This is a genomic window from Anaerovibrio sp., assembly GCF_051866355.1.
In the GTDB taxonomy this organism is placed as follows: Bacteria; Bacillota; Negativicutes; order Selenomonadales; family Selenomonadaceae; genus Anaerovibrio.
This window is the reverse complement of record NZ_JBJDWZ010000118.1, coordinates 1-11,597: the sequence shown is the minus strand read 5'-3', so window position 1 is coordinate 11,597 and position 11,597 is coordinate 1. Positions and strand designations below refer to the sequence as shown.

Sequence of the window (11,597 nt, the reverse complement as noted above, 5' to 3'; positions counted from 1 at the left end):
GCAGGCCGCATATCAGCTTTACAGCAAAAAACAGGCGACAGCATATAAAAATCATTTTCATTTTCAAGGGATTGTGCTATAATTGTTTGAGATTAAATATCAATGTCGCATGAAAGTCATTATAAAAATCATTTAAAGAATTTCGGCGGCACTGGCATGTAATCATTTTGCCTATTAATTTATATTTCAAAGGAGGAGTTTTTTATGTTTCAAAAGACTGATTTCTGGATTGGGCTGGCAGTAGGTGCTGTAGCAGGTATTTTCGGCTATCGTTTTATGCAGGAGCGTGAGCAGCAGCTGGCGGCTATGCAGCCAATGGCAGCAGGCGGCCAGGTTCCGCTGGCAGAGCTGCAGCGTCAGAAGGAAGAGCTGGAGGATTTGATTGCCGCTCAGGAGGCAGCAAAGGCTGAGTAACAGCGATTGCAGGGGAAGGAGCTGTTCCCGTCGGGGCGGCTCCTTTTTTGCATAGGTTGCAGCTTTAGCGATTTTAGCAGTTTTAGCAATTTTAGCATATTGGGAGATAATCATGACGCTGAACGAAATGAAAAAATCCCTGCAGACAGTTCCTTTGTCCGTGCCGCTGGCAGTCCTGGGCGTCGGCACGGGGGTGTCGGTACTGCTGAAGAACAGCCGGCTCCATACGGTGTGTGGCGCGGGCTGGCTGGTTTTGTCTGCTTTGCATACATGGCAGCATGGCGGCAAGCTGAAAAAGGATTTGCAGAAGGGGATGAACAAAGTGGGGATAATGGATTTTATCAATATTCCTAAAAGCAGGATAGATATGTTTATACGTACCGTGGAGGTGGCGGCGTATATTCCCGGCCGTGTGCGCCTTTACAGCAGGGCCTTGGTGGGAAATGAGGAAAACTGCAAGAAGGTGCTGGCCTATCTCAGGAGCTATGCCGAGCTCAGCGAGGTGGAGGTCAATTCCGTCACCGGCTCCATCCTCATCAAGTACACGCCGCAGCTTTTGCATACCAACAAGGAGCTGACCCAGGTGGAAAACTATATCAAAACCCATGTCAGGAGGTAAAAACTATGTCGTTTATGTCCGGAATTATGATGGGAGCCTCCATAGGCAGTACACTGCATGAGGCTATTGCAGGCAGGCTGGGGAAGCAGGGGCCGTCTGTGCAGTCCGGGGCGGGCAGGAGCGCTCTGGCGTATGCAGGTGCGGCGGTCAGCGGTCAGGTGCCTGAGTTTGCCCTGGTAAGCAGTTTGTCCGGCAGGCGCCGTTACCGCATGGCCGCGCTGGTGGGCAATACCACCCTGTGCCGCTATCTGGAAGAAAGGCTGACCGGCCTTTCCGGCATCAGGTCAGTCAAGGCAAATGATGTGACGGGCAGCCTGCTGTTGGAATACAGCGGCAGTGAGGAAGCCATGGACAGTCTGATGGAGGGAATACGCCAGCGGCTGGTGCCGGTGGAAAGCGGCAGTCAGGCTGGCGCCGCTGTTCAGCCTGCGGCGCCGTCCTTTGCAGACGGGGCGGGCATGCGGCCGGAAGCCGCTGCCGGGCGGGGACGCCATGTGCCTACCCTCTATGCCAGAAGCTGGAGCAGTACGGGGGCGTTCCTGAACAGACAGGTGCGGCGGCTTACCTGCAACAGCTTTGATATTTCGGCACTCATATCCCTGTTTTTCCTGCTCAGGGGAATCAGGAAAATGCTGGTTTACGGCCAGCGGCCGTCAGGCCCTTCGATGATATGGTGGGCACTGCATCTGATGAAAGGCTGGCGGGGGTGATGGTAGTGAGGTTTAATTGCTGCAGATTTATGCTGGCGGTTCGCCCTGCTCCGTCAAAGTCAAAATTGCTGTGTGCCCGCCTGCGCAGTATTCCTGCCGTCGTGTCGGCAGTGATTGAGGAAAACAACGGCTGTTATGTGAAGCTGTGGTATCGCGGCCCGTTGCCGGTACAGCAGATTCGCGGTGTGCTGGGTGAGACCCGTGCCGCAGGCGGGGCCTCTCGTCAGGAGGGGTCAGCAGGTGAGGAAAATATGGCCATGGCAGACTACAGGAGGGAAGCCATTCTTTCCGTGGGCAGTCTTGCCGCCATGCAGTTATTGAAAAAGGTATCGCCTGCCGCCTTTGCCAGCGTCAAAATTCTCCGCAGTCTGATGATTCTCTACATCGCCAGAAACTTCATCAGGAACGGCGTGACCGGGCTGGTGCGCGACAACCGTCCCAACGCCGATACCCTTACTGCCACGGCGGTAATCGCCTCCGTGCTGGCCGGCAAGCCGGAATCAAGCCTGAGCCTGCTGGCCCTTTCCAACGGTGCGGAGATGCTCACCAGCTATGCGGCTGAAAAGGCCAGGAGCCATATTTCGGGGCTTCTGGATCTGAATCAGCCTTATGTGTGGCTGGTGGATAACGGCGTGGAGCGCAAGGTTCCCGTGCAGGAAATCAAGGCAGGGGATGTGATTGCCGCCCACACCGGCGAAAAGATATGCGTGGACGGCAGGGTTATCAAGGGCACTGCCGCGGTGAACCAGTCCTCCATTACCGGCGAATCCGCTCCTGCCATGAAGCGGCAGGGACTGCCTGTCTATGCCGGCAGTGTGATGGAGGCCGGAGAGATTGAGATTCTGGTGGAAAAGGTAGGCAAGGATACATCACTTGCCCACATCGTTCATCTGGTGGAGGAAGCCCAGATGCGGCGCGCACCGGTACAGAATTTTGCCGATACCATGGCAAATCTGCTGGTGCCGATTTCCTTCCTGGGGGCCGCCATTGTCTACGGCGCTACCAGGGACTGGCAGCGGGTGCTGAACCTGCTGTTCATTGATTTTTCCTGCGGCCTGAAGCTCTCTACGGCAACTGCTATTTCGGCGGCCATCGGTGCCGCCGCCAAGAAGGGCATACTGGTCAAGGGCGGTAACTACATCGAGGCGCTGGCGGAAACGGACACCGTGGTGCTGGACAAGACGGGCACTATTACGGTGGGCGTGCCGCAGGTATCGGATATTCACACGGCGCCGGAGGTGACGGAAAAGGAAATGCTGCTTCTGGCGGCCTCCGCGGAACAGCATTCGGTACACCCGCTGGCGATTGCCATTCAGAAGTACGTGCAGGAACAGCAGTGGACAGTGCCACAGCACAGGTCCTCCAAGACCATTGTGGCGCGGGGCATGGCCGCCGTTGTGCCTGATTTTGAGGGCTTTTCCGGCGGCGATGTGCTGGTGGGCAGCTGCAGGCTGATGCAGGAGCGCGGCGTAGAGGGAATGGAGCATATACATCAGGAGAATGCAGGCACGGGCTACATCTACGTGGCAAGAAACGGCATGATACTCGGCTGTATCGGCATCAAGGACCCGATACGCCCGCTGATGAAGAAGACCCTCAACCAGATGCGGCGGTATGGCGTGGATGAAATCGTCATGCTGACGGGCGACTCGGAAGCGGTGGCGACCCAGGTGGCACGGGAGATGGATATAGATTCCTACCATGCGGAGGTGTTGCCGGAGGACAAGGCAGACTACGTGATGAAGCTGAAAAAGCGCGGCACGGTAATGATGGTAGGGGACGGCATCAACGACGCCCCGGCCCTGGCCTTTGCCCACGTAGGCACGACCCTGGGGAGCCGCCAGACGGATCTGGCGGCGGAAACCTCGGCTGTCACCATCCGCTCGGAGGACCCGACGCGGCTGATTGAGGCACTGCAGCTGGGCAGGCGCACCATGCGTCTGATTCACCAGAACTTCACGGCCACGATTACGGTCAACTCTGCCGCCATGCTGCTGGGAGCGCTGGGTGTAATCACGCCTTTGTGGGCGGCTGTTATTCATAACACTGCCACGCTGGCCGTGGTTCTGAACAGCGCCAGAATCCTGGCACCGAAGCAGAAAAAAATATTGGCATGAAGCGGTCAAAAACGCACCAACAAATCATGCAACATATGAAACAAATATAATCAAGATATACTCAAAAGTTAATCAAGATAAAAATTCATGCAAAAATCATGAAACAGTAATGTAACAAAAAGCCAGAAGTTGCGCAACAAAAAGTTAAACAGTTGCACAATTTCTGGCTATATTTTCAGCTAGATTTCATATATTGTGGGCAGATTTGAACAAATTTTATACAAAAGTTCACCATTTTCACATAAAAAAAGGCTGCTGTCAGTCATATTGCCGCTAGGGCAACAGGGCTGACGGCAGCCTTTTGTTTACAGCAGGCCGCAGGGGCGGCCGGTGGGCTTATTCCTTGGGAGCCTGGCAGCTCTTTCTTTCCACCAGGTGATGCGGGACGATAATCTTGGTGGCGGTCATATACGGATGCTCAATGAGATTGATGAGCTGGCTGGCCGCCTCAACCCCCAGCTGGCGGGAGTTGACGTCGATGGTGGTCAGCGGCGGGTTGGCCAGCTTGACCATGATGGAGTTGTTGAAGGTGATGATGGACAAATCCTCCGGCAGCTTCAGTCCCATTTCATGGCATATCTGCAGCGTTGCCAGGGCCACCGTATCATCCACAATAATCAGGGCTGTCGGGCGGCGGTCGCTCTTCAGGAGCTTTGCGATGGAAGAGTCGTCGTCCAGCGGCATGGAGATGCCGTACAGGAGATAGTCATCCGGTACATCCAGCCCGTTCTGCATCATGGACAGCCGGAAGCCTGCATGACGCTCGTAGGCGAATATCTGGGAGATGTTGTCACAGACGAAGGCAATCCGCTTGTGGCCCAGTGAAATCAGGTAGTTGGCGGCTTCCTGCCCCGCCACCAGATTATCATTATCTACATATATAGTGTCGTTCACATAGGCACTGGCCTTGCCGATGACCACGAAGGGGATTTCCTTCTCATGCATATAGGAAATCAGCGGGTCGTCCAGCGCGGAGTAGAGGAAGACAAAGCCCTGCACCTTCTGCTGTGCGGTCAGCTTCCGCACATATTCCAGCATCTGCTCGTAGGTTTCGCCGGAAACTACAATAGTAGAGTAGTTCTGCTCCATGGCCTCCTGGCTGATGCCGCGGATAGAGCGGGTGACGAAGGGATTGTCGTAGCCCTTCTGCGCCTGGGGGCGCATGATGATGCCGATGGTCTGGGTTCTTTTGTCGCCGCCCCTGCCGCTGTAGGCTCCTGTTTCCATGTCTGTTGCACTGGGGGCCGGGGTGGCTACCTGATAGCCCAGGGTTGCGATTGCCTGCCATACCTTCTCCCTGGTTTCTGCACTGATGGCCGGATTGTTGTTGCAGGTTCTTGATACCGTTGCGGGCGATACGCCGGCCAGCGCCGCTACGTCGCGGATTGTTACTGCCATAAATAGGCTCCTTTCATATATAAGTGAATCAGTAAAGAGTGAATTTCAGCCTGTTTGCTGTTGTATGATATGAAATGAAAATTTGTCCATTTCCTTTCATATACAATGTATCACATTTCAAAAAAAATTTCAAGTTTCTTGAAAAAAGTGTTGCATTATTTGCAGAAATATGGTTTAATATAGCTACAGGGTTTCAGAAACAAGAAACACTTCGTGGAGGAAGCGTTTCAAAAGACGCTGAAAAATCCCTAGTAAGAGAAGGAGTAGATATTATGGCAAAGTCGATTTTGACGGCGGTGTATTCACCGCTTAGCGGCAAGGTTGTTCCGCTGACAGATGTACCGGATCCGGTGTTTTCCGGCAAGATTCTCGGTGATGGCGTAGCCATTATCCCGAGCGATGGCCGCATCTGCAGTCCTGTGGATGGCACACTGACTACTGTTGCAGAGTCCGGTCACGCATTTGGCTTCCAGACAGAGAACGGGGTTGAGCTTCTGGTTCATGTCGGTCTGGAAACAGTAAGCCTGAAGGGTGTTCCTTTTACTATAGAAGTAGAAGCAGGCACCAAGGTAAAGGCTGGTGACCCAATAGCCCGTGTTGACCTTGAGTATCTCAAGGAGCACAATATTGAGTCCGTAACACCTGTTATTTTCTGTGGCGGCCCGGAGGGCGTTCTGAAAAACACTGCAATCGGTGCAACAGTTACACCGGGCAAGCAGCCTGTTTATCAGATTGAGTGCCGCACAGAGGAGGCTCCGGAGCCTGCAAAGGCAGCGGCTCCGAAGAAGGCTGAAGAAAAGCCTCAGCCTGCGGCTAAGAAAGAGGAGAAAAAGGAGAATAAGGAATCAATGATCAACTTTGATTTACTGCAGAACCTTGGTAAAGTTCTGCTGACAGTAGTAGCGGTAATGCCTGCCGCCGGTTTGGCATTATCCATCGGTAAGGTGTTCCAGCTCTGGTGCGGCGATATCAGCGCACTGATGACACTGGGACAGGTTCTTGAGAATATGGGCTGGGCAATCATTGCCAACCTTCACATTTTGTTCGCTATCGCAATCGGTGGTTCCTGGGCAAAGGAGCGTGCCGGCGGTGCATTCGCAGCTATTATCGCATTCTGCCTGATTACCCGCATTACCGGTTCCATCTTCGGTGTTTCCGGTGACATGATCGGCAACCCTGATGCAGTTGTTTATTCCCTGTTTGGCCAGGAGCTTCTGGTAAAGGATTATTTCGTTAGCACTCTGGGCGCACCTGCCCTGAACATGGGTGTATTCGTAGGTATTATCTCCGGTTTCGTAGGTGCTATTGCTTACAACAAGTATTACAACTTCCGTAATCTTCCTGATGTACTGGCATTCTTCAATGGTAAGCGTTTCGTTCCGATGGTAGTTATTGCATACTCCGCAATCATCTCCATCATCATGGCTCTGGTATGGCCTGCTATTCAGGGCGGTATCAACAGCTTCGGTATCTGGATTGCAAACTCCTCCGATACCGCACCGCTTCTGGCACCATTCATCTATGGTACCCTTGAGCGTCTCCTGCTTCCATTCGGTCTCCATCACATGATTACTATCCCTGTAAACTACACCGCATTGGGCGGTACCTATGTAGTACAGACCGGTCTCGGTGCCGGCACTACCGTATATGGCCAGGATCCTCTGTGGCTGGCATGGATTAACGACCTGATTAACTTCGTTAAGTCCGGTGACACCGCTTCCTATGATCAGCTGCTCGCAACTGTAACCCCTGCCCGTTTCAAGGTTGGCCAGATGATTGGTGCATCCGGTCTGCTGATTGGTTTCGCATTCGGTATGTATCGTCGTGTAGATGCTGACAAGCGTCACCTCTACAAGTCCATGTTCATCTCCACTGCACTGGCAGTATTCCTGACCGGTGTTACCGAGCCAATCGAGTTCATGTTCATGTTCTGTGCAGTTCCTCTGTACATCTTCTACGCTATCCTGCAGGGCTTCGCCTTCGCAATGGCCGGTGTAATCGACCTCCGTCTGCATTCCTTTGGTAACCTGGAGTTCATCTCCCGTCTGCCTATGGTAAGCAACGCAGGCCTCATGGGCGATGTTGTAAACTTCGTACTCACTGTTATCGTGTTCTTCATCATCGGTGCTGCCGTTTCCTACTATGCAATCGGCAAGTTCCAGTTCGCTACCCCGGGCCGTCTTGGCAACTACTCTGATTCCGAGTCTGACGAAGAGGCAGAGAAGGGCTCCAAGAAGTCCTCCGGTGCTGACAATGGCCAGGCTGAGCGCATCATCGGCCTCCTGGGCGGTCGTGAGAACATTGAGCTGGTAGATTCCTGCTTCACCCGTCTTCGCGTAACCGTAAAGGACAGCTCCAAGGTTGCTGACCTGGCAGCCTGGAAGGCTGAAGGCGCACAGAGCCTGTTCGTAAAGGGCAATGGTATTCAGGCTGTATACGGCCCGAAGGCTGATGTATTGAAGTCTGATATCAACGATATCCTGTAATGACATTCTCTTGCAGCAATTCTCGTAGCAAGTAGCAATTTATTGTAGCAAGTCAGTTGTAATTTGTGCCCTGTCCGTTGTGGCAGGGCACGGGTTACGGCCGGCAGGCAGGAAGCACATAATATATAGTACAAAGTACATAGAAGCAGATGCGCGGGGGATATCGGCAGGTATCAGATGCGCAGGCAAAATTAACAAATATCAGTAGAAATATAAGTGTTAATAGTATCAGTTTGGAGGTTTGCAATATCATGAGGCTTTTGAGTATCAACACCCATAGCATTATTGAAAAAAATTACGATGAAAAAACAAAAAACTTCCTTGAGTATATTGCAAAGCTCCAGCCTGATATTATCGCTATGCAGGAAGTAAACCAGACAGCTGATTTTCCGGAGGCTGTGCCTGTACTGCAGAATGGCAGGTGCAGGAACGGCAAGGAGCCGCGTCAGCTCAAGGCTGACAATCATGCAGCCCTCGTGGCGGCGGAGCTTCGGAGCAGGGGCCTGGCCTACAACTGGACCTGGCTTCCCATGAAGCTCGGTTATAGCAAGTATGATGAAGGGCTGGCTATTCTTAGCAAAAAGCCTATTGCCGAAACCAATGTGGTGCTTTTGAGCAGGGATGCCGATTATGGCAACTGGCGTACCCGCTATGCGCTTGGTGTGCGCCCGGCCGGCACGGAGGATTGGTTTTACACGGTTCATCTGGGATGGTGGACCGATGAGGTGGAGCCTTTTGAGGGACAGTGGCAGAAGCTGCAGCGTGAGGTGATTGCCCAGAAGCATGAGGGCAGGGTTTTCCTCATGGGCGACTTCAACAGTCCGGCAGAGGTTCGTGGCGAAGGGTATGACCTGATTGCCGCCAGCGGCTGGCATGACACATACCTGCTGGCTGAGGAGAAGGGCTCTGGCGTTACCGTCCAGGGTGTCATAGATGGATGGAGAGACAAGCTGTCCGAGGAGGACATGCTTGAGGGAATGCGCATCGATCATATCTGGTGCAGTGAAAAGGCGGGCATAGAAAAGAGCAGAGCCTGCTTCGATGGAAAAGATGAGCCTGTGATTTCGGATCACTATGGCGTATTAATTGATTTGGAGGATTGACACGATGAAACGTAGTGCAGGAATTTTGATGCCTGTAAGCAGCTTGCCATCCAAATACGGCATTGGCTGTTTTGATGAAACCGCTTACAGATTTATTGACTGGCTGAAAGAAGCCGGTCAGACCTATTGGCAGATTTTGCCGCTGGTGCCTACCAGCTATGGCGATTCACCGTATCAGTCCTTTTCTACATTTGCCGGCAATCCATACTTTATCAGTCTGGACTGGCTCACCGGCGAGGGACTGCTGACCGCAGAGGAAACTGCGGCCGTGGATTTTGGCAGCAAGGCTGATGATATTGACTATGCAAAGCTGTACGAGGGGCGTTATCCGCTGCTCCGCAAGGCTTATGAGCGCAGCAATATCAACCAGAATGGCGATTTCCACCGCTTTGTCCGCGAAAATGAATGGTGGCTTGAGGATTATGCCCTGTTCATGGCGTTGAAGGATTTCTTCGGCGGCAAGTGCTGGAACGAGTGGCCGGAGGATATCAAGCTCCGCTACGGCTACGCCATCGAGCATTACAGAAACAAGCTTTACTTTGATATAGAGTTCCAGAAGTTCCTGCAGTACAAGTTTGACTGCCAGTGGAAGGATTTGAAGCGTTATGCCAACAGCCAGGGAATCCAGATTGTCGGAGATATTCCAATCTATGTAGCGATGGACAGTGCCGATGTGTGGTCCCATCCTGAGCTGTTCCAGCTGGATGAAAAGAGCAACCCGGTTGCTGTGGCAGGCTGTCCGCCTGATGGCTTCTCCGCTACCGGCCAGCTGTGGGGCAATCCGCTTTATCGCTGGGATTATCACAGGGAAACCGGCTTTGACTGGTGGATGAGCCGCGTATGGTATGCCTTCAACATGTATGATGTCCTGCGCATCGACCATTTCCGTGGCTTTGATGAATACTACAGCATTCCGTATGGTGCTAAGGATGCCACCAACGGCCATTGGGAAAAGGGCCCTGGCATGGATTTGTTCAACACGATGAAGTGGCGTCTGGGTGACAGAAGGGTAATCGCCGAGGATTTGGGCTTTATGACTGACACTGTGCGTCAGCTGGTAAAGGACAGCGGCTTCCCTGGCATGAAGGTTCTGGAATTTGCCTTTGATTCCCGTGACACCGGCGCGGCAAGCGATTATCTGCCGCACAATTACATTGAGAATTGCGTGGTTTACACCGGTACTCATGACAACGAGACCCTGCAGGGCTGGTTCAAGAGTATCAACAAGGAAGAAATGCAGATGGTAAGGGACTATCTGTGTGATGCAAAAACTCCTATTAAGGATTTACATAAACCTATGATTGCGGCTGCTATGCGCAGCAATGCGGCCACCTGCATTATCCCTATGCAGGATTATCTGGGACTGGATAATTCAGCCAGAACCAATCAGCCTTCTACTGTAGGCCAGAATTGGAGATGGCGCGTGTCCGGCAAGGCTCTGACCAGCAAGCTGGCACAGGAAATCCGCCATACTGCAGATACGTTTGGCAGGATTTAACCACTATTAATTTGCCCCTTTATTTTCAATAAAATATATGACACCTTGTGGAAGGCCCTATTATACTACACCCCGTAGCAGGGCCGACCACAAAAAAGAAAAGCCGAAAAGCCGCCTCCGTGTGTGTGAGCGGGGGCGGCGGGGGGGCTTTTCCACTACTAAAAATGACGCACTCAGGCGTGGATGCCTGTGAATGTCCGGTGAATATGTGCCTGCATGGCTCTGCTTGATGGAAACAAGGAAGCATTGGGCGACAATGCGGAGGATGTGTTTTCCGGTCATTATATAGATGAAGCTCCTGCTTTGCGTAGGCAGGAGAAGATATGTATCTATTTTGGGAGGAGAATTTTGATGAACAAGAAGATTTTGAGCGCGGCAGTTGCTATGGCTTTGGCAGCTGGCATCAGCGGCACTGCACTGGCAGCAGAAGGCAGTCTGGCAGATGTACCAAAGGATCACTGGTCTTATCAGGCCGTAGATCAGCTGGTAAAGGACGGAATTATTGAAGGTATGCCGGATGGCACCTATGCTGGTGACCGTGCTATCAGCCGTTATGAGATGGCTGTTATCGTAGCTCGTGCTACTGATAAGATGGAAGCTGCAAATATTGCAGACCGCGCTCTGATCGAGAAGATGCAGGCAGAGTATGGCTCCGAGCTGAAGACCCTGCAGGCTGATGTGCAGGATTTGAAGAATCAGGTTGGCAAGGTAAACTTCAACGGTTTCTTCCGCGCACAGTATGACCATGATGACAAGGATGTTAATGGCGTAGACCGCAGCAACGACCGTTTCTATCTGGATTTGCGCGGTGACTACAAGGTGAATGACAACTGGACTGTTAAGACCCAGATTGAGACCCACCATCGTTACAGTGATGATGGTAGCTATAACACTGGTTTTAGCAAGTATTCCCAGAAGACCTGGTCCGGCCATGATGGTAACATCAAGCGTGTATGGGTAGAAGGCAACTTTGATAACGGCGCATGGGTTAATGTAGGTCGTGCTTGGAGAGGTCTGGGCTTCCAGAACGTGCTCCTCGGTACTGAAACCGATGGTGTACAGGCAGGTATTCCAATCAAGGGTACCGGCTTGACTGCAAGCGCAATCTATGCTTCTTCCACCGGTACCGGTGATAAGGAAGCTATCTACGGTATCGGTACTTGGGGTTCTATCGGTCACTGCTTCGACATCAACATGAACTATGTGAAGAGTGACATGAGCAAGGGCGACAAGTATCAGACTGGTGAGATTG

Annotated in this window: 9 protein-coding genes; 8 read left to right on the top strand and 1 reads right to left on the bottom strand. The window is 52.4% G+C overall.

Annotated features, from left to right (window positions below):
- Window positions 1–204 precede the first annotated feature (204 nt).
- The 4 genes from ACI3UA_RS06300 to ACI3UA_RS06285 all read left to right on the top strand — a co-directional run bounded on the left by ACI3UA_RS06300 (window position 205) and on the right by ACI3UA_RS06285 (window position 3,860).
- The gene (locus ACI3UA_RS06300) at window positions 205–414 is read left to right on the top strand and encodes a hypothetical protein (protein WP_439723971.1); all 210 of its coding nucleotides are present in this window, start codon (window positions 205–207) and stop codon (window positions 412–414) included.
- A 112-nt stretch (window positions 415–526) separates the two neighbouring features.
- Window positions 527–1,033 carry an HMA2 domain-containing protein gene (locus ACI3UA_RS06295; RefSeq protein ID WP_439723970.1) on the top strand — a complete coding sequence of 169 codons (507 nt, stop codon included), beginning with the start codon at window positions 527–529 and terminating at the stop codon, window positions 1,031–1,033.
- Between the two features lie 5 nt (window positions 1,034–1,038).
- Entirely contained in the window at window positions 1,039–1,743 is a 705-nt protein-coding gene (locus tag ACI3UA_RS06290) for an HMA2 domain-containing protein (protein WP_439723969.1), read from the top strand.
- Between the two features lie 29 nt (window positions 1,744–1,772).
- On the top strand, window positions 1,773–3,860 hold the full coding sequence (locus ACI3UA_RS06285; protein WP_439723972.1) for a heavy metal translocating P-type ATPase: 2,088 nt from the start codon (window positions 1,773–1,775) through the stop codon (window positions 3,858–3,860).
- A gap of 336 nt (window positions 3,861–4,196) precedes the next feature.
- On the opposite strand, the gene ACI3UA_RS06280 is transcribed toward ACI3UA_RS06285, so the two are convergent.
- Entirely contained in the window at window positions 4,197–5,258 is a 1,062-nt protein-coding gene (locus ACI3UA_RS06280) for a LacI family DNA-binding transcriptional regulator (protein WP_439723968.1), read from the bottom strand.
- Between the two features lie 272 nt (window positions 5,259–5,530).
- Between ACI3UA_RS06280 and ACI3UA_RS06275 the strand changes: the two genes are divergently transcribed.
- The 4 genes from ACI3UA_RS06275 to ACI3UA_RS06260 form a co-directional block, all read left to right on the top strand.
- A complete protein-coding gene (locus tag ACI3UA_RS06275; protein WP_439723967.1) occupies window positions 5,531–7,744 on the top strand; it encodes a PTS transporter subunit IIBC in 2,214 nt (737 codons plus the stop codon).
- Between the two features lie 251 nt (window positions 7,745–7,995).
- Window positions 7,996–8,847, top strand: a complete 852-nt coding sequence (locus tag ACI3UA_RS06270) for an endonuclease/exonuclease/phosphatase family protein (protein WP_439723966.1) — start codon at window positions 7,996–7,998, stop codon at window positions 8,845–8,847.
- A gap of 4 nt (window positions 8,848–8,851) precedes the next feature.
- Window positions 8,852–10,345, top strand: a complete 1,494-nt coding sequence (gene malQ, locus ACI3UA_RS06265) for a 4-alpha-glucanotransferase (RefSeq protein ID WP_439723965.1) — start codon at window positions 8,852–8,854, stop codon at window positions 10,343–10,345.
- A gap of 351 nt (window positions 10,346–10,696) precedes the next feature.
- Window positions 10,697–11,597, top strand: a 901-nt coding sequence (locus ACI3UA_RS06260) for an S-layer homology domain-containing protein (RefSeq protein WP_439723964.1), incomplete at its 3' end; no start/stop codon positions are given.